Below are 20,746 nucleotides of genomic sequence, written 5' to 3'. Positions count from 1 at the left end.
CCGAGTAGTTGATCATTTGATCAATTTCTCGGAAGCGTACAGACTGGCCGGCATGGCGTCAAAGGATCAGGCGGGCCGGTCACGGCTGAGCGGCGAGCAGCGGCGCGGGCAGATCGCCGCCGCCGCCGAGCGCATCGCGAGGACTCAGGGGCTGAACGCTCTCACGCTGCGCGCCGTCGCGAGTGAGGTCGGTGTGGGGCCGGCGCTCGTGGCGCACCACGCGCCGAGCATGGACGACGTCGTCGCCGCCGCCTTCGACTCCATCGTCGGGGCCGAGCTCGTCGACCTGGAACGACTGCGGTCGGGGCGGTCCGACCTGGTCGCGGTCGTCCGCGACCTTCTGGTCACGCTGCTCGACGGCACGCGGTCGGACGTCACTCTCGTGTGGGTGCAGTCGTGGGCGCTCGGGCGGCGCAACGAAGCGCTCGCCGAGAGGGTGCGCGCCCAGATGGACGCGTGGACCGGGTTCCTCGAGGGCATCGTCCGCGACGGTGCGCGCGCCGGTGCGTTCCGCGTCGACGATCCGGCGGCCGTCGCCGCGCAGGTGCTCGGAATGATCGACGGGCTCAACGCCCATGCGCTGGTGTCGTGGCGCGACGCCGACTCGCGCATCCGCCTCATGTCGACCGCGGTCGAGGCGATGCTGGGGCTCCGCCCGGGAGAGCTCACGGCCTCCTGACCCCGCGAGAGGCGCCGCGCCCGCGGTGACACAGGGGCCGGGCATCCGCAATCCGTCTGCGGTGGGCCGCACTTCGGCTCTACGGTGGGAGCACGCGCGCGAAGGGACACCGGCATGGCACATCGAGCACTGGTACTCACCGGGTCGGGGCGTTACGCCGACCCGTGGCATCCGTTCGCCGAGGTCGGCGCGCAGGTCGCCGACATCCTCCGCCACCGGGACTGGGATGTCGCGGTCTCCGACGACGTCGACCAGGGCATGGCCAGCCTCGACGGATTCGACCTCGTCGTCGTCTGCGCCGGCGATCCGTGGCGGGGCGGCAGCAGCGTGCCCCGCGGGGCTCCGCCCGCGTCGGTGGCGGGCTTCGCGGCAGCGCTCGAACGCGGCATCGGGGTGCTGGCCATCCACTCGGCGGTCTCGTCGCTGCGCGATTACCCGGAGTGGGCGCCGGCACTGGGCGCGATCTGGCTGCCGGGGCTCTCATACCACCCGGAGGCGGGGGAGATGACGGTGCAGGTCGAGCCCGAGGCCGTTCCCGTCGAGGTGCCGACCACGTTCCACACGCACGACGAGCGCTACTGCGCGCTGCAGCGGCTCGGCCGGCGCACCGTCGTCGCGTGGCACGAGGGAGACGACGCCAAGGAGGCCGCGGCCTGGGTCCGCGAGTTCGGCGGCGGGCGCATCGCCGTCGATGTGCTCGGTCACGACGCCCGCGCCTTCGAGGCCTCGGGCCACCGCACCCTCGTCGCCGCCCTCGCCGCCTGGGCGGTCGCCGGAAGCTGACGGCGCCGACGAGCGACGGGCCTCAGACCAGCGCCGCGCGGTAACGCTCGACCACGACGGCGGCCACCGCGTCGTCGGGCGCCAGCGGTTCGGTGACGACGTCGGCGCCGGCGGCGGCGATGACGCCCGCGAAGTGGCCGGGCGCCAGTACGTAGCTGGCGGCGAACACGCGGGACGCGCCCGACGCCCGGGCCGCGGTCACGGCCGCACCGATGCGCACACCCGCGCCCGCGGCGAAGCCCACCGACACCGGGAGGCCCAGGCGTGCGGCCAGCAGCTCGGCCATCGCGGCAACGTCGACCTCGGCGGCCGGATCGGACGATCCCGCCGCTGCGAGCACGACCGCATCTGTGCCCGTGGTCGCGGCGTCCGGACTCAGCCCCGCGGCGCGCAGCCGTTCGGCGAGCAGACCGGCGAGCAGGTCGTGCGGCCCGAGCGCCGGTGTGGCGACGCACGGGCCGGGTGCGGCAGCCACGGCGCGGGCGATGTCGACGCGCGTGTGGAATCCGGTCGAGAGCAGCAGCGGCACGACGACGGATGCCGCACCCGCCGGCACCTCGGCCACGACGGCATCGATCTCGGGCTCCTGCACGTCGACGAACGCCTCCTCGACGCGGACGCCCGGAAGCATCCCCCGCACCCGCGCGACGACACCCGCGATGGCCGCGCGTCCCTCGAGGGAACTGGTTCCGTGAGAGCAGGCGATGAGCACCGGTGTCATGAGGTCGTCCCCGTCGGCGTGAGGTCGAGCCGGTAGCCGCGTTTGACGACGGTCCGGATGAGTGTCGGCCAGCCCAGCGCCTCACGCGTGCGCGCGATCGCGACGTCGAGGGCGTGCTCGCCCGATGCCGACCGGGGCAGGATCTGTTGCAGATCGGCGCGCGCCACCACACCGCCCTCGGCGGCGAACAGCGCCTCGAGGATGAGCGTCGAGGTGGGCGAGAGGGGGATGACGCGCCCGTCGAGCACCGCAGCCGCGCTCCGCAGCTCGAAGCGTCCGGCCGGGGTCGGGAGCGAGGGTGCATGTCCGCCGCCGAAGTGGGTGACGACGGCACGAACGAGCGATCCGAGCCGGCCGCGCTCGGCGATGAGCGGCTCTGCACCGGCGCTGCGGATGGGGGCCGCGGTGATGGGTCCGACCGCCGCGAGCAGCAGGCGGCGGGAACCGGCTCGCCGCACGATCTCGTCGAGGACGCCCTCCCGCCGAGCCGTCGCGATCCATTCGGCCGCGCCCGGGGCCGAGGTGAAGAGCACGGCGTCGACCTCGCCCTGCGCCGTCGCGACGACGGAGCGCGCGACCGCCGCCGGATCCGGTGGCGGACCCCACCGGTAGACGGTCAGGCTGACGACGTCCGCCCCCGCGCCCGTGAACAGCTCGTCGAGACCGTCGGCGCCCGATCCGTGATGCTGCACGGCGACCCGGCGGCCGCGCACACCTTCGGCCAGCAGGAACTCGCCGAGCTCTCCCGACGTCTCCGACTCGGCGACCCAGTCGGCCGTCAGGCCCGCCTGCTGGATCGCGCCGCGGGCCTTGGGTCCTCGCGCGACGATCTGAGCACAGGCGAACGCGTCGTGCAGGTCGTCGAGCAGTCCCGCCTCGTCGGCCGCCTCCATCCAGCCCCGGAAGCCCACGCCGGTCGTGACGACGACGACATCCGGCGGGTCGGCGATCAGCGACCTCGTCGCGGAGATGAGCGCCTCGTCGTCGATGTGCGGCACGATGCTCAGCGCCGGAGCGTGGCGCACCGTCGCCCCGTGCCGTTCCAGCGCCGTCGCGAGCTCGGTCGATCGCCGGTCGACGGCGATGACGACCGTGCAGCCGCCGAGGGCGGCCGAGAGCGCGGGACGGACGGACTGGTTCACCGGATGACGCGCTCCTGCTCCTCGACCGGGGCGAGCAGCAGGCCCGCCCGAGCGACCTCGCCGATCACGATGACCGCGGGGTTCGACACCTCGGCGGCTGCGGCATCCGCGAGCACGGTGTCGAGCGTGGACCGGGTGGTCCGCTGCTGCGGCGTGTGTCCCCGCTCGACGATCGCGACCGGTCGCCGGCCGGGCGCCCCCGCGGCGCGGGCGGCCTCGACGATGCGCGGCAGCGCGGCGACTCCCATGAGCACGACCGTCGTGATCGCGTCGTCGCCGAGCGCCGCCCGCGTCGCGGCCGAGATCGCGCCCTGGCCGTTGGCCACGTGGAGCCCGGCCGAGACGCCGCGGTGGGTGACGGGGATGCCGGCGGCCTGCGGCACCGACACGACGCTGGTGAGGCCGGGGACGACCTCGACCGGGATGCCGGCCGCGTGGCAGGCGGCGACCTCTTCGCCGCCCCGTCCGAAGACGAAGGGATCGCCGCCCTTCAGCCGAACGACCCGCTTGCCCGCGCGGGCGTGGGCGACGAGCAGCGCGTTGATCTCGTCCTGCGTCACGGGGTGGTGGCCGGGGCGTTTCCCGACATCGATGACCTCGACGCCGGGCTCGAGCTCGCGGAGCACGTCGACCGGTCCGAGGCGGTCGGCCACCACGACATCCGCTTCGGCGAGCAGGCGCCGGCCACGCACCGTCATGAGGTCGGCCGGCCCCGGTCCGCCGCCGACGAGATCGACCCGGCCGCCGCCGCGCCGGCGCCGCCGGAGGGGGAGGGTCCCGGCCCGTAGGGCGGCGGCGATCGCGTCGCGGAGGCGCACGGCCCGGCGCGGGTCCACGCCGGCGTCGGAGGCGACGCCGACGAGGACATCGCCGCTGCGCGTCTCGGCCGTCAGGCGTGCCGAGCCGTGCGCGCCGTCGGAGGTGTTCACGCAGAAGACGCGTCGCGATTCGCACCACGCTGCGACGGCAGCATCCACCCGCGGGATGCCGGTCGCCGAGTGCACGAGCCACGCGTCGGCGATGTCGTCCTCCTGCACCGCGCGGGCGACCCAGGCCAACCCGTGGGCGGCCACCGCGAGACGCATGTCTTCGCCCAGCTCGGGGGAGACGATGCGGACATCGGCTCCTTCCGCGAGGAACCGGTCGAGCCGGCGCGCGGCCACCGCGCCACCGCCGACGAAGACGACCCGGCGACCGGTGAGCGAGAGTCCCAGCATCGTGGTCATGTGACACCCCCGTCGCGGATGAAGACCGTCCCGTCGTCGACGGCGACGGGCCACACGGGAAGGGAGAGCTGCTCCTTGCCCTGGGTGTCGAGGCACACGCCCGTCCGCAGATCGAAGACCTGCTTGTACATGGGTGAGGCGACGGTGGGCGCATTGCCGCGGGTTCCGACGATGCCGCGCGACATGACGTTCGCGCCGCTGTACGGGTCGAGGTTCGAGGCGGCGTGCACCCTCCCGTCGTGCAGGAGGAAGAGGGCGATCTGGCGGTCGCCGAGCAGCGCCGCACGGCCGCGTTCGACCTCGAGGTCGGCGAGCCGGCACACCGGCGTCCAGGCCGAGCTGCGGCTGCCGGGCGCGCTGTCGGACACGCTCGTGCTGTCGCTGACGCTCGTGCTGTCGGTCACGCTCGTGCTGTCGCTGACCAGGGTCATCGCCGCACCTCCAGGGTCGTGCCGGCGATGAGCACCCGGTCGTCGGCGCGCTCGCCGGCCGTCGCCGGCCGCGGCTGGCCGCGCTCGACCGTGTAGGCCAGCGAGGGGTCCGGCGTCGTGGGTGCGTTGACGAACGAGGCGAACCGCCGCAGCTTGTCGGGGTCGGCGAGGGTCGCCGCCCACTCGTCCTCGTACGCGTCGATGTGACGGGCCATCGCGGTGTCCAGGTCGGCGCAGATCCCGAGGGAGTCGTCGAAGATGACGGCGCGCAGACCGTCGATCCCGCCCTCGAGGTCTTCGAACCACGGAGCCGTGCGCTGCAGCCGGTCGGCGGTCGAGATGTAGTACATGAGGAAGCGGTCGATCGCGGTGAGCAGGGCGTCGTCGTCGAGGTTCTCGGCGAGCAGCACCGCGTGCCGCGGGGTGAAGCCGCCGTTGCCGCCGACGTAGACGTTCCAGCCGGTCTCGGTCGCGATGACCCCGACGTCCTTGCCGCGCGCCTCGGCGCACTCGCGCGCGCATCCCGACACCCCGAGCTTGAACTTGTGCGGGGCCCGGAGCCCCCGGTACCGCAGCTCGAGGCGCACCGCCATGCCGACGGAGTCCTGCACGCCGTACCGGCACCAGGTCGACCCGACGCACGACTTCACCGTGCGCAGCGACTTGCCGTAGGCGTGCCCCGACTCGAAGCCGGCCTCGACGAGCCGGCCCCAGATCGCGGGCAGCTGTTCCAGCCGGGCGCCGAAGAGGTCGATCCGCTGCCCGCCGGTGATCTTCGTGTAGAGGTTGAAGTCCTGCGCGACCTGCGCGATCACGAGCAGCTTCGCGGGAGTGATCTCCCCGCCCGGGATGCGCGGGACGACCGAGTAGCTGCCGTCCTTCTGCATGTTCGCCATCACGTGGTCGTTGGTGTCCTGCAGGGCGGCGTTCTCGCCGTCGAGCACGTGGCGTCCGGTGAGGGTCGAGAGGATGCTGGCGAGCGCCGGCTTGCAGATGTCGCAGCCGCGTCCGGAGCCGAAGCGCTCGATGACCGAGCTGAAGGTCGTCAGGCCCGACACACGCACGGCGTCGAAGAGCTGTCGACGCGACATGTCGAAGTGCTCGCAGAGGGCGTTGCTGACGGTCGCGCCCGACTTCGCGAGCTCGGCTCCGAGGAGCTTCTTGATCATCGGGACGCATGACCCGCACGCGGCGCCGGCCTTCGTGCACGCCTTCACCGCGGCGACATCCGTGCAGCCCTCGTCGTGGACGGCCGAACGGATGCCTCCTGCCGTGATGCTGTTGCACGAGCAGACGAGGGCGGCGTCGGGCAGCTCGCCGGTCGGCGCGGCCACGCCGCCGTCGGGCATGAGGTAGGCGGCCGGGTCGCCGCCGAGGGGGCCGCCGACGAGCGGGCGCAGCGACCCGTACGCGGAGGCATCGCCGACGAGGATGCCGCCGAGCAGGGTCTTCGCGTCGTCCGAGAGCACGAGCTTCTTGTAGACGCCTGCCACCGGGTCCGCGTAGACGACGTCGAGGGCGCCGGGGGTCTGCGCGAACGCGTCGCCGAAGCTCGCGACATCCACTCCCGACAGCTTCAGCTTGGTTGACACGTCGAACCCGGCGAAGGTCGCCTCGAGCCCGAGCAGGCGCGTCGCGGCCACCTCGGCCATCGCGTAGCCCGGGGCGACGAGGCCCACGCACTGCCCGTCGAAGCTCGCGACCTCGCCGATCGCGAGGATGCGGTCGTCCGAGGTGTCGCACCGGTCGTCGATGACGACGCCACCGCGAGGGTCGACGGTCAGGCCCGCGTCCCGGGCGAGCTCGTCGCGCGGGCGGACGCCGACGGTGAAGACCACGACGTCGGTGCGCTCCCACGTGCCGTCGCGGAACTCGAGGCCCACGACCTGACCGCTGCGGTCCGCGTCGAGGCGCGTGGTCAGCGCCGAGGTGCGCACCCCGATTCCGCGTGCTGCGATCAGGCGGCGCAGCGCATCGCCGGCGGGAAGATCGAGCTGAGCCGACATGAGCCTGTCGGAGGACTGCACGACGGTGCAGTCGACGTCGAGTCCCTGGAGCGCCCCGGCGGCTTCGAGCCCGAGGAGTCCGCCGCCGATGACGGTGCCGGTGAGTCGGCGCCCGAGCTCGGCCGACCGCCGCTGCACGAAGGCCTCGAGGGCTTCGACATCGTCGAGCGTGCGGTAGACGAAGCAGCCCTCGTGGTCGTAGCCGTCGACCGCGAGCCGCGCCGCGTACGAGCCGGTCGCGAGCACGAGACGGTCGTAGCCGATGCGCTCGCCGGAGTCGACCAGCACCTCGGCGGCGTCGCGATCGATGCGAGTGACGGTGCGCCCGCGGAGGAAACGCACGCGCTCGTCGTCGAGAGGCGTCCGGTCGAGCTCGAGGTCCTCGGCGGCGGCACCTGCGAAGAACGAGGTCAGCCCGACGCGGTCGTACGGGTGGCGCGGCTCGTCGCCGACGACCGTCACGCGCCACGTGTCGTCAGCTCGGCTCAGCAGGCTCTCGACGAAACGGTGCGCGACCATCCCGGCGCCCACCACGACGACGTGGCGGGTGGGGCCGGTGGAGCTCATGCCGTGACCGTACGCGGGGGAGGTTGCCGTGCCGTCAGCGGCATGTTTCGGGCTGTTTACGGTGCGGGCCATGGGTCACACCCGGGCGGTCTCGGGCGAGGTCGCGGCGGCAGCGGCCACCACAGCGGCATCCGTCTCGGGCGCGGTCGGTGCCGGCGTCGCGGTGGGCGCGGTGGGCGCGGTGGGCGCGGTGGCGAGCGTGCGGTTCCGCTTGGCGGGCCGGAGGCTCCGCGGCGAGGTGGGACGGCCGTAGCTGAAGTAGAGCGGGACGGCGACGAAGACGAGGCCGCCGACGAGGTTGCCGAGCACGGTGGGGATCTCGTTCCAGATCAGGTAGTCCATGATCGTGAAGTCGCCGCCGAGGAGCAGACCCGAGGGGAACAGGAACATGTTCACGATGGAGTGCTCGAACCCCATGAAGAAGAACAGCATGATCGGCATCCACATCGCGAAGATCTTGCCGATGACATCCTTCGAGATCATGGCGAGCACGACGCCCGTGGCGACCATCCAGTTGCACAGCACGCCCCGGATGAAGAGCGTCAGCATGCCCGCAGCGCCGTGCTCGGCGTATCCGACCGTCCGGCCCTCGCCGATGTGGCCGATGGCCTCGCCGACCTCGTTGGGCGGGGTCGAGAAGCCGTAGGTGACGACGATCGCCATCAGCACCGCGACGGTGAAGGCACCGATGAAGTTGCCGAGGAACACCAGGCCCCAGTTGCGGAGGATGCCGCCGAGCGTGACCCCCGGGCGCCGGTCGAACCACGCGAGAGGAGCGAGCACGAAGACCCCGGTCAGCAGGTCGTATCCGAGCAGGTACAGCATGATGAAGCCGATCGGGAACAGCACCGCCCCCAGCAGCGGGCTTCCCGTCGTGACGCTGATGGTGATGGCGAATGCCGCGGCGATCGTGAGCACCGCGCCGCCCATGATGGAGCGGATCAGCGTGTCGCGGGTCGAGAGCATGACCTTCGACGCTCCGGCGTCGATGACGGTCTGGACGAGTTCAGTGGGCTTGACGTAGGACATGGCGTCCTCCTTCGGTCGAGAGCCGGTGGGTATGGTGCTCGACGCTAGAGGCGGGGTGTTTCCCCGGCGGTCTCTCTGATCGCCCGTTCGGTTACCTCTTTCTCACTTCGCGCCGCCGCCGGTTGTGAGATCGGCCGCCCGCCGCGGTGGGGCAGAGTAGCGGTGTGCCCGTCGTCTCCGCCCTGTACCGCTACCCCGTCAAAGGCTTCACACCCGAGGAACGCGACGACCTCGTCGTCCAGGCCGACGGCCGCATCGCCGGCGACCGCGTGCTCGCGTTTCGCTTCGCCGACGCCGTGCAGCCGGAGGATGCCGATGGCCTCGAGTCGTGGCCGAAGAGCCGGGGCCTCGCGCTCATGGATTTCCCGGCGCTGGCTCGCGTCGCGCTGACCTTCGACCATGACGAACGCCGACTGCGGCTGAGCGTCGATGGCAGCGTGCTGGCCGAGGCGGGCCTCGACGACGCCGGTCGGCGCGAACTCGAGGACGCGATTACCGCTTTCGTGCGGGAGTCGGGCGACGCGCGACGCCTCGACCGCGAGGGCGTGCTGCCGCTGCGACTCGTCGGCGACGGCGCGACCTCGCGCTTCCAGGACCGCGCCCGCGGCTACGTCTCACTCCACGGGGAGGCGTCGGTCGCGGAGGTGGATGCCGCGGTGCCCGCCCCCGTCGACAGTCGCCGGTTCCGCTCGAACATCGTCATCGCGGGTGTCCCACCCTGGGACGAGCTGGCCTGGCGCGGCCGCATCCGGATCGGCGAGGTTGCCTTCGACGTGCAGAAACCCATCGGGCGATGCGCCGCGATCCTCGCGAACCCCGACACGGGCGAGCGCGACGCGCGGCTGTTGCGCGTGCTGACGACCGAGTTCGACCAGGCCGAGCCCACCCTCGGCATTCTGCTGCTGCCCACCGCCGGCGGGGGAGCGGTGCGGGTGGGCGACGAGGTCGTTCTCGAGGGCTGAACCGGGCCGCCGGTGGCGCCGAGGCGCCGAGGTCCTCAGCGCCCTGCTCGGTAACAGCGACTTCGTGATCCTCCCGACGGAGCCGGCGACGATGAGCGTGAAGCCGGTGTTCGCGTCATCCGCCAGCTCGTCGAGCCGCGCGGCGTGCCGTATCGGGTGCTGGTGAGCCGTGTGAAGCGTGACCCGTCCGCGGTCAGGCGCAAGGACGATGCCCTCGAAATGCTCGACGAAATGAACCTCCCGCACTTCCGCGGCGTCATCCGCGAGTACTTGATGCACACCGACGCACCACTGACCGGCGAAGTTGTCACGACCTACCCGCGCAGCCGGGCAACGGCCAACGCGATCGACGACTACAAAGACCTGGCACTGGAGCTCACGAGCCTCTGGGCCAACGGAAAGAGATAGGACAATCACGATGGCACGAGCAAAGCTCTCATCCCTCGTCGGGCGCGTAGACGATGCCCAGACCGCCGAGGAGGGGCAGCCCGCCCCGTCGGCGCCGGCCCCGCAGCAACAGGCCGCAGAAGCGGCGACCGAGCCGCAGGCGGCAGCTCCCGCGAAGCGCTCCAAGTACCCGCCGAAGGTGTCGTTCTACCAGGACCGAGACAAGACCGACCGCATCCGCGGGGCGATCCTCCACACGATGGCAAGCGAGGGCGTGCGCAGCCTCTCGCAGTTCCTCGACGCGGCTGCAATGAAGGAAGTCGAGCGGCTGGAAGCGAAGTACAACGGCGGCAAGCCGTTCCCGCCCGTGGGGGCTCGAGAACTGCCCCAGGGCCGACCGATGGGGGAGTGACCACGATGGCTGACAGCACTTACCCCACCGAGCCGTTGCGGCTCGCGTTCGATGCTGAGTCGGCGTTCGACGACCTCGGGTTAGGCGACCTCTACGAGTACGACCACGAGATGCTCGGCCTGCGTGAGGATGCCATCGACGAAGAGCTGTTCGACGCCTTTGCAACGCCTGATGAACGTGTACGACTTGAGGAGTTTCGGGCCGTGCTCAGGAGCCCTGGCATGACCGTACGTGGCACTGATGCGTGGACGCGAGAAATGGCGCTGATGCAGGACGTCGGTGCGATCGCAAAGGCTGTCCGGGGCCGTGCTGAGGCTGCCGGGCATCCGCAGTCGGATGCTCTCTCCTCCGCAAGTGCTGTGTCGATCGAGGCCGGCCGGCTGTGGGAACAAGATCTCACGAAGTACGCCGAGGCATACCTGACCACCGCGCGTCGATACCTGACTGAGCGCGGGATCAGCCGTGGTGTCGAGCTGGTAGCGCCCCAGGAGTGGCAGGAATCGGACTGGTGCGAACTCAGCGACCAGATCCACGAGTATGCCCGCGCCAACGCCCCCATGCCAATGACAGGCGAAGCTCCCGACCACAGCGACGGTACGCCGGCCAACGCGCTCCGGCGCGCCGGCCTTTCATACCTCGACCGCGTGCGACTGGCGACTATTCGCCCTCTGCCCCTCGACTGATGCCGAATGCTCCCCGAGAGTGCATCATCGTCGCCCCCGTCCTCGCGATCGTTCTTGCCGGATGCACCCCGGCGCCCATCGGCACACCCATTCCCAATGGTGCGCCCGTCGTGCTGGGGATCAGGGCTGAGGTCACCGCCGTCGTCGACGGCGACACGATCGATGTTCGGACAGGCCTCGGAACCGAGCGGGTGAGGATCATCGGGATAGACACCCCCGAGATTGGCCGCGACGGCGCCGCTGACGAGTGCTACGCCCAGGAAGCCCGCGAGTACGTCAACGATGCCCTGTACGGGCGCACCGTCGAGCTCTACCCCGATCCCACCCAAGATGACGCTGACCGGTACGGGCGGCTGCTGCGCCACGTCATCGTCGACGACCGCAGTATCGCGGAGGACGCGATCGCCGCCGGCATGGGCTACGAGTACACCTATGACGCGCCGTACGGCGGCCAGGACGTCCACAAAGCCGCTCAGGACGCGGCGGCCGCGGCGGGGGCGGGCCTGTGGTCCGCGTGCGAGCGCTGACCTGTCACCGCGGCGTGGTGACGATGGGTGTCACGGCCGAGGCCCAGACCCAGGTGCGATGTTCCGCCTCACCGACGAGGAACCGGATCGCCACGGCATCAGCCGTCCAACGGCACGCCTGCCCGTCGACCCATACCGGGGTTGCACCGAACCGCACCCACGCCCGGACGGGCTTGGGTTTCGGGTCGATCGTCACCGGCTCGGTGTCGAGGCCGATCTCTTCCCGTGAGAGCGTCTGCAGCGGGCCGGCGTCCCGTGCGATGCGTTCCAGGATCTTCTGATCCATCCGCCGGTCGACCGCGGCTGCATATCGCTTGTTCGTCCCCACGGCCACACCTGCCCCTCTCGGAACCAGGGTAACGGCGTTAGAACATTCGTTCTATTCAGCGCGGCGGGGCAGGGGCGTCCGCTGCGCCGCCCCCAAGCCGCGCAGCGGACTGCCGGCGGCGGGGCCATGGCGCCGCCCGGAGGGAAACGAGCACCATGCGCCGGCACCCACAGCATAGAGCGACCGGATAACCGATTAGCCGAGGGTGCGAGCGAGCCAGCTGACGATCGCGCTAACGGCGTAGATGCGGTGCCGCGCGTCTTCCTCGTCGCTGAGGCCGGGATGCGAACCGCCCACGTGACTCAGCTTCCACAGTCCGCGGACATACTCGTTCGGGCCAAATGGCAGATCCCCGTTATTGGCGAGGGCGTCGATCGCCGCGCCACCGCCCTTGGGGGTAGTCCCGGTGCGGCGGGTAGCGAGATCGAGCAGCACAGACTCGAAGGTGGTCCGTAGTTGGCTGTTCGATGCGGCCCAGTCCTGAGAGTGGAACGCGTTGAGCGCTTGTTGGTAGTGACCGGCGGCGGTCGTAAACCCCTTGGCAGTGAGTTGGTCAGCGAGGTCCGACGCGAGTGAGGCGACAGGCAGTCCGGTGAAGCCCAGCGGAGTGATTGACCACCGGACCTCCGTCGTGGAACTGGGCGCCCACGTCGTCCCGGTGGGGGTCGTGGTCGTGGTCGGGGTGCAAGCGAATCCGTCAGCGCGGAGGGACGCCAGCAGATCGCGTACCCACTCTGGCGCCGAGGGGTCATCTTCTTGATTCCGCAGAGCGGTTGTCGCGAGGTCGATTAGCTCGTCCTCCTTGCGCGCCTTGAACGCTGCGCTGAGAGCTAGGTCTGCCCTCTTCGCTTTGCTCATGTCGGAGAACTTGCGGGCGGGTGGCCCGGGATCGGCGCCGCCGAGTCCGTGGCGCTTCAGCAGAGCGCCCAGATTTGCCTGCGACGTGTTGGCCGCGACGTACTCGATCAGCAGCCCGACCGTCTTCTCTGAGATGCGCATAGAGGGCAGGTTACCGGTGCAGGTGTGCGCCCTTTTCGGAGGTCCGGTGCGCTCACCGAAAACGATCGTTTCTGGCATGTGGGTAGTGATTGGTCGCGAGCGCCCTTCACAAACGGGGTTCGTAACCTGGTTTCGGCAAACACTTTCGGTGCATGCCGGGTTCTGGTCCGGGTGTCGGATCAGGTGAGCACGACGAGTTTGCCGGTGGCGTCGCCGCTGTCCATGCGTTGGTGTGCGGTGTGGATCTCGTCGAGTTGGTAGACGGTGTCGATGGGGATACGTGCGTGGCCGGCTGCGACGTCGTCGAGGAATTCTTGCAAGACGCCGCGGGGGAGGTTGTGGGCTTCGCCGCTGTAGGCGGTGAGTCGGACGCCTTGCGGGATGACGTCGATGGGGTAGAAGTCGGGGATGCTCCACTGTTCGGAGAGCATGCCGGTGAAACAGACGACCCCCTGGGGGCGCACTGCGCGGAGGGTGTCGGGGAGGGTTGTGGCTCCGACGAGTTCGATGGCGCCGTCCACACCGGCCGGCGCGATGCCGCGAACCTTTGACGCGATCTGCCCGTCGTCGATGACCACGTGTGCCACTCCCAGTTCTTTGAGTGTGGCGACTTTGTGGGGGCTGCGGGTGGTGGAGATTACGGTTGCGCCGACGCGGTGGGCGAGGACGGCTGCGGTCATTCCGACTGATGAGGTTCCTCCGCGGATGAGGAGGGTGTGGCCGGCCTGAGTGTCGGTGCCGACGCTGATCGAGCCGTAGGCGGTTTGCAGCATCTCTGGCACCGCGCCGAGCACGTCCCAGGGGAGCTCGGAACGGAACGGGATCACTTGGCCGATGGGCACGGAGGTGTATTCGGCGTAGCCCCCGTCGTACTGGCGCCCCATCTCGCCCATCAGTGTCATGACCTGCTGTCCTGGGGAGAAGCTGCCCGATGGGTCGTCGTCGACTTCGCCGACCGCCTCGATCCCGAGGATGCGGGGGAAGGTCACTGCGTCGCCCGAGAGCCCGCGGCGAGTCATCAGTTCGGAGCGGTTGAGTCCGAACGCGCGCACACGAATACGCACCCACCCTTCACGTGATGCGGGCAAGGGAACGTCTCGAACGGTGAACGCATCGGGTCCGCCGGGTGCGTCGAGGACGGCGGCTCGCATGGTGGTCATCGGTTGTCCTTGATGTCATCGAGCAACGATCGGATCCACGCGCGCTGCGCGTGGTTGTACGTACGGGCAAGCGTCAGCATCCCCGCTCGATAAGGGTCAGGGTCCGCCGCGTCGTCGAAGAACGGCCGGGGCGAGGACAGGAAGTCGAGCCGCCGGCGCAGTACCGCGTCTCTGTCGCCGCGGTTTGGCAGATGCGACAGGAACGCCAGCACGACGAAGAATCGGTCTCCGTCGGTGATGTCGTGACCATTCGCTTCGCGGAGACGGCTCTCGAGTTGGTCACGGCCAGATGGCGTCAGCGTCAGGGTCTGACGCGATGCCCCGGCACTGCCATCCTCAGCGTGACGGTCGATGTGACCCGCCGCCACGAGCCGCGCGATCGCGGGGTAGAGGGTGCCGTCGCTGATCTTCCGGGCGTAGCCGTGCAGCCGCTCCATCCGGTGTCGCAGCTCATACCCGTGGAGGGGCCCGTCGACGAGAAACCCCAGCACCATCAGTTCGATCACATGGTCACTGTACCTCGTTTCGAGGTATATCGTTTCGAGGGTGACGTGAGAGTCAACTGTGGAGGTTCGGATGAGTGAGCACGTGCGGGGCCCGCGCCCCGACCTGGCCGCCGGAGTGCCCGTCGGAGTCGTTGCCGTCCCCGGCAGTGCGGACGGACGTACAGGCGTGCGCGTGCGCCTGGAACCGTCGCGCGAGGCAGGTGTGGCCGGCGTTGATTACGTCGACCAGCCGACGTTCCTTCTCCTGCCCGATCGGCTCGACACAGGCACGGTCGCCGTCGATATCCGTGGATCGATCCGGCACGGTGTGTCGGAGATGTCCCGAGGTTTTGCAGGCCTCGCATTCCACATCACCGACGACTTCACCCGTTTCGAGTGCGTGTACCTCCGTCCCGCCAACGGGGCCCGCGAGAACCCACCCTCACCGCGCGACCAGCGCGCGATCCAGTACTTCTCCTACCCCAACTGGCCCTTCGACCGTCTCCGCGATGAGAAAGCCGGGGAGTACGAACGGCCCGCCGACGTCGGGCTCGATACCTGGACACGCCTCACCGTCCGGATCAGCTCGGAGAAGGTCACCCCACTTGTCGACGGGGCAGAGGTCCTGCAGGTCCCACGCCTGGACCCGGCCACGGGGTCGGGAGTGGGGTTGTTCGTAGACATAGGCACTGACGCCCTCTTCGCGAATGTCACGGTGGACGCGCGCCGAGAGCGATCGTCGTCGGCGAGCCCGGGTCAGCGAGCCCCGGGCCAAGCGGGAACCCCCACCACCGACGGCGGCTCCCGATGATCTTCGCCGCTTTGGACATCGCTCACGCTCAGTACCTCGTATCCCAGCCCGCAGACGACGCCCGCCCAGGACACGCCGAAGGCGCCGGGACGGTAGCTGTCACCCATTCACTCGCTCGACTGAACCCGAACAGGAATCACCACTCATGACCAGCACCACCGCCGTACTCGTCGTCGACATGCAGAACGACACCGTCGGAGCAGAAGGCGCCTACGCCTCCTTCGGAGCAGCCCAACACGCCGAATCCCAGAACGTCGTCGCGAACATCGCCACAATCGTCGAGGCCGCGCGAGCGCACAGCGTCCCCGTGTTCCACAGCCGGATCATCGTGCATCCGCTCGTCGGTGTCGGTGGCGCAAATGCACCCGTCTTCCGCATGCTCGCCCCCGACACGTTCAAGATCGGAAGCTGGGGAGCCGAGATCGTCACCGAACTCACGCCGGGCGAGAACGAAATCGTCCTCGACCGAACCCGGATGAGTGTCTTCAACGGCACCGAGATCGACACCCTCCTGCGCAACCTCCGCGTGCAGTCCCTCATCGTCGTTGGAGCGTGGACAAACATGGCCGTCGAACACACTGTGCGCGACGCCGCCGACCACGGCTACAACGTGTCCATCGTCTCCGACGCCACATCGAGCCTCAGCGCCGACTGGCAGAACGCTGCACTGAACTACGCCCTCACCAACATCGCGACCATCATCACCACGACCGCCGCCGCCGCGCTCCTCCAATTTGAAGACGCCTCGCCGAGCTAAACGATCGGCCGTAGGGACCCCGCCGAAAACGATCGTTTACGGCGGCTCGTGTCGGCTGGCCTGTGGAGCTGCGCCTAAAACGGTGGTCGCAACTGGGTTTTGGCGGGGAGTTTCGGCGTGGGTCCAGACGCAGGTCGACCCCTAGGGGCGGGCGTCGGTCTTGATTTGCGCGAGAGCGTTCATGAATCCCTCAGAGCATCCGCTTGAGCCGGCGAGTCGATCAACGCTGAGCTCGTCTATGGGGCGACCCACGATCGCGCGGGGGAGTGCTGCCGCGAAGCGTTGCTGGTAGCCGAGGGAGGTGCGGTCTTCCGCTGGGGTGGTGATGTCGACGTCAGTCACGGTGTTGTTCTCGATCGTGAGGGTGACGTCGTGGTGCGAGGGCAGACTGCCGTACCAGCCGCGTGCTTCGTAGGTGCCGTCGCGGTATTGGGTTGTCGTGGGTCTGCCTTCCAGTGCGGTGCTGCTCGGCGACGCTGTGTTCGCCCGGTCATCGGAGGTTGAGGCCGGGGAGCAGCCCGCGAGGGCAAGGCTCATCGTGAGGGCTCCTATGGCCGCGGCCTCCCTCCGGTGCCCGTCACGTGGTGGCATCGGATGCCTGTGATGTGGCACTCCAGCTTGCGAGGAGACGGAGTCGATCGGCTGTTTCTGATCCGGGTTCGGCGCCGTAGATGATCAGGTTCTGGCCGGGGTCGGCGGGAAGCGGCATGGATTCGAACGTCAGGTGAAGATCACCGACGACGGGGTGGTGGATGGATTTGATGCCGGCGTCGTGTGTGCGCACGTCATGGGATCGCCACATCGCCCGGAACTCGGTGCTGTCGCGGTTGAGGTCGTCGATGAGTTGTTGCAGGTCGCGGTTTAGAGGGTCGGTGCCGAGTTCGCGTCGCAGGTTCGCGACCAGGTTCGCTGCGGCGGTGTCCCATTCAATGAAGAACTTCTTGGCGCCTGGGTTGAGGAACGTGTATCGGGCGGTGTTCGGGATGCCGTCGGGCGCGGCCTCGTACAGGGGTGAGTAGGTCGCGCGTCCGAGGGTGTTGGCGGCGACGAGGCCGCGGGTGACGGTGCCGACGAATGCGGGTGATTCGCTGAGGCCGTCGAGGATGCGCTGCACGGCGGGTCTGACCAGAGCCCGCACCGGGCGGGAGGCAGTGCGCAAAGAGGCGGTGGTGCCGGTCAGGTGGAACAGGTGATCGCGTTCGGTGCGCGTGAGTTGCAGAGCCCGGGCGACGGCGTCGAGAACCGACTCGGAGACAACGCCCACCGCTCCGCGTTCGAGCTTGGTGTAGTAGTCAACACTCACCCCGGCGAGCATCGCGACTTCCTCGCGCCGAAGACCCGCGACTCGGCGGTTCCCGCCGTACGCGGGGAGCTTGGCCTGCGCGGGGGTGATCCGTGCGCGCCGCGACACGAGGAACTCGCGTAACTCGTTTCCGGTTTCCATGATTCGAGGCTACGACCGGCCCTGAATATGAGGGGGGTTCTGCGAGAGCCTGTATCGCCCGGTGGGGCGAGCGTTGACTGGGCTTCGGCCCCCGATCGGAAGGACACCCATAATGCAGTACACACGTCTGGGAAGCTCCGGCTTGAACATCAGCCGGATCGCACTTGGGTGCATGAGCTTCGGTGACCCCGCCAGCGGGTTCGCCGAGTGGGTGCTTGACGAGGAGAGAGCGGCGCCGTTCTTCCGGCAGGCCGTGGAACTGGGGATCACGTTCTGGGATACCGCGAACGTCTACGCCAAGGGCACCTCAGAAGAGATCGTCGGGCGGGCGATCACCGAGTTCGCAACCCGCGAGCAGATCGTTCTCGCCAGCAAAGTGTTCTTCCCCATGCATGACGGTCCGGGCGGTCGCGGCCTGTCACGTAAGGCCATTCTCGAGCAAGTCGACGCATCGTTGACGCGACTCGGAACGGACTACCTCGACCTTCTGCAGATCCACCGCTTCGATCCGACGGTGCCCGTCGAGGAGACGATGGAGGCGCTGCACGACGTGGTGAAGGCGGGAAAGGCGCGCTACCTCGGCGCTTCCGCGATGCACGCCTGGCAGTTCGCCAAGCTCCAGCACACCGCCCACGTGCACGGGTGGACGCGGTTTGTGTCGATGCAGGACCAGTACAGCCTCCTTTACCGCGAGGAAGAGCGAGAGATGTTTGGTCTGCTCGCAGACCAGGGCGTCGGGAGCATCCCTTACAGCCCGCTCGCGAAGGGTCGGGTCGCTCGTCCCTTCGGTGAGAAGACCAGCACGCGCTCCCAGAACGACCCTGTCGGCAGCGCCCACTTCGCGGACCCGAACGCGGAAAAGCCCGTCATCGACGTGGTTGAGCGGATCGCTGCGGAACGCGGCGTGCCCATGGCTCAGATCGCCCTCGCCTGGGTGCTAGCCAACCCCGTTGTTAGTGCCCCCATCGTCGGCGCGACCAAACCGAACCACCTCGACGATGCCGCCGCAGCCGTCGACCTCGCCCTCACCGGCGCAGAGATCGACCAACTCAACAAGCACTACGTCGTCAGACCGCCTGCCGGCTACTGAACACAACCCTTCACCTCCTCGCGCCTCACGGCGCAGCTGAAAGGAAAGATCATGACCACCACCCCCACCGTCACCTTGAACAACGGGGTCGAGATGCCGCTGCTCGGCTTCGGCGTCTTCCAGATCCCTGACGAGAACACTGAGCAGGCCGTGATCGACGCCATCCGCGCCGGCTACCGTCTGATCGACACCGCCGCCAGCTACGGCAATGAGGAAGCTGTCGGCCGAGGCATCGCTGCCAGCGGCGTTCCCCGGGAAGAACTCTTCATCACGACCAAGCTGTGGATCCAGAAGCGTGGTGAGCAGGGCGCTCTCGAAGCGTTCGAGACGTCGATGCGCAAGCTCGGCCTGGACTACCTCGACCTGTACCTGATCCACCAACCTTTCGGTGACTACTACGGCGAGTGGCGGGCCATGGAGAAGCTGCACAAGGACGGCCGTATCCGCGCGATCGGCCTCTCCAATTTCGCCCCCGACCGGCTTATCGACCTCATCCAGTTCAGCGAGATCGTGCCCGCGGTGAATCAGATGGAAACCAACCCCTTCCACCAGCAAACCGATTACCAGGAACTCCTCACCAAGGAAGGCGTCGTCCTCGAAGCGTGGGCACCCTTCGCTGAGGGCAAGAACGACCTGTTCACCAACCCGGTGCTGACCGAAATCGGTGAGAAGTACGACAAGGCACCTGCCCAGGTCGTCTTGCGTTGGTTGCTCCAGCGCGGCGTCGTGTCACTTGCAAAGTCGGTCAAGCTCGAGCGGATGCAGCAGAACATCGATGTCCTCGGCTTCGAACTCACTGCCGAGGACATGGGCCACATTGCGTCACTCGACGTTGGCCAGTCGCAGTTCTTCTCCCACGCCGACCCCGAGATGGTTCGCTGGCTCGCCGGACGCGCGGAGGGCTAGGAATAGTCACGGCTACGCGGCCGTGTCGACAATAACCGGCTGAGTGGGGCAGGCGATGCGTGAACTCGTCTGCGCGACTACCTAACCCGCCAACCCGGCGGCACGGCAAGGTCGTCTCGCTGCCAACGTAGGGAGGGATTGCCCCCGCACTCGGCAACAGCGTCGAGGAGGTTGCCCACCAGCATCAGGGCCGCATCAAGGGACAGGAGCACCATCTCCTCCTTCGCTGTCATGCGCGCGTGGGAGATCCCTGGCTCGGACGTTGCCGAAAGTTCGAGGTCCGAGGCCTGAATTGCGCGTAGTTGAGAGGGATGTGCGAGGCCGGAGAGGTATTGCCAGATCGCGCGTGTTCCTGCCTCGGGCATCGGGTGCAGCGCATCGACGTCGTCGAGCAGGCCGCGCATGGATGGGACCCCCTTTCTGACCTCCGCAGGATCGAGGCGCGCGCCAGTTGCGACTTCGAGAATCCGATCAACACGCGTCGGTTTGGTGCTCTGCGCCTGTCTCTGGCGAGCTTTGCGCTTGCGCCCCCGCGGGTCATCACCCGGCCGCTCCTTCAAGAACTCCGCAATGAGGCTCGCCTCTTCCCGCGCTTCGTGCGCGTGGAGACGGAGAGTGCGGATGCGACGCACCGTCGGATTCTCAGGCGCGGCGATCCAAAGCCCGATGGCCGCGGCCTCAAGAGCCTGCCGTGCAACCGGATAGATCCCGAACAGAGGGATGCGTAGATTCCCGGAAGGGTCGCGCAAGATGATCTCGAGCGTCCCCAGCGCGTCGAGCGCCATTGCGATCGCATGCCCGACTTCGTGCGAAAGCTGAAACGGCTGCAGAACATGATCGTCCAAGCGCATCGGCGAGCCTGGCTTCGCAAGTTCAGAAACGCCTTCACCGACATGCCTGCGGAGCGAGGCGATCATGTCGAGGCGGTAGGTGAGCCGCTGACGGAGCAACACCGTTGGCTCTAGCTGGTCACCGACCCACTCGAACCTCGAGGGAGATTCCGGGCTAACGCCACCGCGGCGAAACGAGTCAATACCCACCCGGAACCTCGCGTTGAGTCATGTGACAACCCTGGCATGCACCCCGACCGATAACGATCGATTGTGGAACGAGTTGTGTCGGGTGGCTGTCGACTGTGGAGTTGCTCGCTTGATGGCGGTGTTCTGTGATCGTTCGGTGGCGCCGGTCAGCTCCCGATGACGAGTACGCTG

At 68.7% G+C, this 20,746-nt stretch carries 24 protein-coding genes; 11 read left to right on the top strand and 13 right to left on the bottom strand.

Annotation, left to right across the window (positions count from 1 at the left end; translation table 11 throughout):
* Positions 1-52 precede the first annotated feature (52 nt).
* Positions 53-679, top strand: coding sequence for a TetR/AcrR family transcriptional regulator (locus ACPYN5_RS12165; protein WP_424449255.1), 627 nt, complete (start codon positions 53-55; stop codon positions 677-679).
* A gap of 114 nt (positions 680-793) precedes the next feature.
* A complete protein-coding gene (locus ACPYN5_RS12160) occupies positions 794-1,462 on the top strand; it encodes a ThuA domain-containing protein (protein ID WP_424449254.1) in 669 nt (222 codons plus the stop codon).
* Positions 1,463-1,484: 22 nt separating this feature from the next.
* On the opposite strand, the gene ACPYN5_RS12155 is transcribed toward ACPYN5_RS12160, so the two are convergent.
* From ACPYN5_RS12155 to ACPYN5_RS12130, 6 genes are all read right to left on the bottom strand, one after another.
* Complete coding sequence (locus tag ACPYN5_RS12155; RefSeq protein WP_424449253.1) at positions 1,485-2,183, bottom strand: sirohydrochlorin chelatase; 699 nt, start codon at positions 2,181-2,183, stop codon at positions 1,485-1,487.
* Positions 2,180-3,325: a uroporphyrinogen-III synthase gene (locus ACPYN5_RS12150; protein ID WP_424449252.1), complete on the bottom strand. Its 1,146-nt coding sequence runs from the start codon at positions 3,323-3,325 to the stop codon at positions 2,180-2,182. Before ACPYN5_RS12150 ends, ACPYN5_RS12155 begins: the two co-directional genes overlap by 4 nt.
* A complete protein-coding gene (gene cobA, locus ACPYN5_RS12145; RefSeq protein ID WP_424449251.1) occupies positions 3,322-4,551 on the bottom strand; it encodes a uroporphyrinogen-III C-methyltransferase in 1,230 nt (409 codons plus the stop codon). Before cobA ends, ACPYN5_RS12150 begins: the two co-directional genes overlap by 4 nt.
* Positions 4,548-4,982 (bottom strand): nitrite reductase small subunit NirD, encoded by a 435-nt coding sequence (nirD, locus tag ACPYN5_RS12140; protein WP_424449250.1) that lies wholly within the window; start codon positions 4,980-4,982, stop codon positions 4,548-4,550. The genes cobA and nirD overlap by 4 nt, the downstream gene beginning before the upstream one ends.
* Positions 4,979-7,555: a nitrite reductase large subunit NirB gene (gene nirB / locus ACPYN5_RS12135; RefSeq protein WP_424449249.1), complete on the bottom strand. Its 2,577-nt coding sequence runs from the start codon at positions 7,553-7,555 to the stop codon at positions 4,979-4,981. Before nirB ends, nirD begins: the two co-directional genes overlap by 4 nt.
* A gap of 75 nt (positions 7,556-7,630) precedes the next feature.
* Positions 7,631-8,584, bottom strand: coding sequence for a formate/nitrite transporter family protein (locus ACPYN5_RS12130; RefSeq protein ID WP_424449248.1), 954 nt, complete (start codon positions 8,582-8,584; stop codon positions 7,631-7,633).
* 164 nt (positions 8,585-8,748) lie between these two features.
* Here ACPYN5_RS12130 and ACPYN5_RS12125 point away from each other — a divergent pair, with 164 nt between their 5' ends.
* The 5 genes from ACPYN5_RS12125 (at position 8,749) to ACPYN5_RS12105 (ending at position 11,555) form a co-directional block, all read left to right on the top strand.
* A complete protein-coding gene (locus ACPYN5_RS12125; protein ID WP_424449247.1) occupies positions 8,749-9,546 on the top strand; it encodes an MOSC domain-containing protein in 798 nt (265 codons plus the stop codon).
* 162 nt (positions 9,547-9,708) lie between these two features.
* The gene (locus tag ACPYN5_RS12120; protein WP_424449246.1) at positions 9,709-9,954 is read left to right on the top strand and encodes a hypothetical protein; all 246 of its coding nucleotides are present in this window, start codon (positions 9,709-9,711) and stop codon (positions 9,952-9,954) included.
* A 10-nt stretch (positions 9,955-9,964) separates the two neighbouring features.
* Positions 9,965-10,345, top strand: coding sequence for a ParB family protein (locus ACPYN5_RS12115; RefSeq protein ID WP_424449244.1), 381 nt, complete (start codon positions 9,965-9,967; stop codon positions 10,343-10,345).
* A gap of 5 nt (positions 10,346-10,350) precedes the next feature.
* A complete protein-coding gene (locus tag ACPYN5_RS12110; RefSeq protein ID WP_424449243.1) occupies positions 10,351-11,028 on the top strand; it encodes a hypothetical protein in 678 nt (225 codons plus the stop codon).
* Positions 11,028-11,555, top strand: coding sequence for a thermonuclease family protein (locus ACPYN5_RS12105; protein WP_424449242.1), 528 nt, complete (start codon positions 11,028-11,030; stop codon positions 11,553-11,555). The genes ACPYN5_RS12110 and ACPYN5_RS12105 overlap by 1 nt, the downstream gene beginning before the upstream one ends.
* A gap of 4 nt (positions 11,556-11,559) precedes the next feature.
* Here ACPYN5_RS12105 and ACPYN5_RS12100 read toward each other — a convergent pair whose 3' ends face one another.
* From ACPYN5_RS12100 to ACPYN5_RS12085, 4 genes are all read right to left on the bottom strand, one after another.
* Positions 11,560-11,883 (bottom strand): hypothetical protein, encoded by a 324-nt coding sequence (locus ACPYN5_RS12100; protein ID WP_424449241.1) that lies wholly within the window; start codon positions 11,881-11,883, stop codon positions 11,560-11,562.
* A 195-nt stretch (positions 11,884-12,078) separates the two neighbouring features.
* Entirely contained in the window at positions 12,079-12,882 is an 804-nt protein-coding gene (locus ACPYN5_RS12095; RefSeq protein WP_424449240.1) for a hypothetical protein, read from the bottom strand.
* 179 nt (positions 12,883-13,061) lie between these two features.
* On the bottom strand, positions 13,062-14,042 hold the full coding sequence (locus ACPYN5_RS12090; protein ID WP_424449238.1) for a zinc-binding alcohol dehydrogenase family protein: 981 nt from the start codon (positions 14,040-14,042) through the stop codon (positions 13,062-13,064).
* The gene (locus ACPYN5_RS12085; protein WP_424449237.1) at positions 14,039-14,548 is read right to left on the bottom strand and encodes a PadR family transcriptional regulator; all 510 of its coding nucleotides are present in this window, start codon (positions 14,546-14,548) and stop codon (positions 14,039-14,041) included. Before ACPYN5_RS12085 ends, ACPYN5_RS12090 begins: the two co-directional genes overlap by 4 nt.
* 172 nt (positions 14,549-14,720) lie before the next feature.
* Here ACPYN5_RS12085 and ACPYN5_RS12080 point away from each other — a divergent pair, with 172 nt between their 5' ends.
* Both ACPYN5_RS12080 and ACPYN5_RS12075 read left to right on the top strand, forming a co-directional pair.
* Positions 14,721-15,338 carry a hypothetical protein gene (locus tag ACPYN5_RS12080; RefSeq protein WP_424449236.1) on the top strand — a complete coding sequence of 206 codons (618 nt, stop codon included), beginning with the start codon at positions 14,721-14,723 and terminating at the stop codon, positions 15,336-15,338.
* 145 nt (positions 15,339-15,483) lie between these two features.
* Complete coding sequence (locus ACPYN5_RS12075) at positions 15,484-16,095, top strand: cysteine hydrolase family protein (RefSeq protein WP_424449235.1); 612 nt, start codon at positions 15,484-15,486, stop codon at positions 16,093-16,095.
* Between the two features lie 141 nt (positions 16,096-16,236).
* Here the strand turns inward: ACPYN5_RS12075 and ACPYN5_RS12070 are convergent, their stop codons facing one another.
* Positions 16,237-16,632, bottom strand: a complete 396-nt coding sequence (locus ACPYN5_RS12070) for a hypothetical protein (RefSeq protein ID WP_424449234.1) — start codon at positions 16,630-16,632, stop codon at positions 16,237-16,239.
* A 40-nt stretch (positions 16,633-16,672) separates the two neighbouring features.
* Complete coding sequence (locus ACPYN5_RS12065) at positions 16,673-17,539, bottom strand: helix-turn-helix transcriptional regulator (protein ID WP_424449233.1); 867 nt, start codon at positions 17,537-17,539, stop codon at positions 16,673-16,675.
* A gap of 112 nt (positions 17,540-17,651) precedes the next feature.
* Between ACPYN5_RS12065 and ACPYN5_RS12060 the strand changes: the two genes are divergently transcribed.
* Both ACPYN5_RS12060 and ACPYN5_RS12055 read left to right on the top strand, forming a co-directional pair.
* A complete protein-coding gene (locus ACPYN5_RS12060; protein WP_424449232.1) occupies positions 17,652-18,629 on the top strand; it encodes an aldo/keto reductase in 978 nt (325 codons plus the stop codon).
* Between the two features lie 51 nt (positions 18,630-18,680).
* Positions 18,681-19,535 carry an aldo/keto reductase gene (locus tag ACPYN5_RS12055; RefSeq protein WP_424449231.1) on the top strand — a complete coding sequence of 285 codons (855 nt, stop codon included), beginning with the start codon at positions 18,681-18,683 and terminating at the stop codon, positions 19,533-19,535.
* 77 nt (positions 19,536-19,612) lie between these two features.
* On the opposite strand, the gene ACPYN5_RS12050 is transcribed toward ACPYN5_RS12055, so the two are convergent.
* Positions 19,613-20,452: a hypothetical protein gene (locus ACPYN5_RS12050; protein WP_424449230.1), complete on the bottom strand. Its 840-nt coding sequence runs from the start codon at positions 20,450-20,452 to the stop codon at positions 19,613-19,615.
* Positions 20,453-20,746 lie beyond the last annotated feature (294 nt).

Source organism: Microbacterium arborescens (genome assembly GCF_049707515.1).
GTDB lineage: Bacteria > Actinomycetota > Actinomycetes > Actinomycetales > Microbacteriaceae > Microbacterium > Microbacterium arborescens_B.
This window is presented reverse-complemented; position numbering and strand designations above follow the sequence as displayed.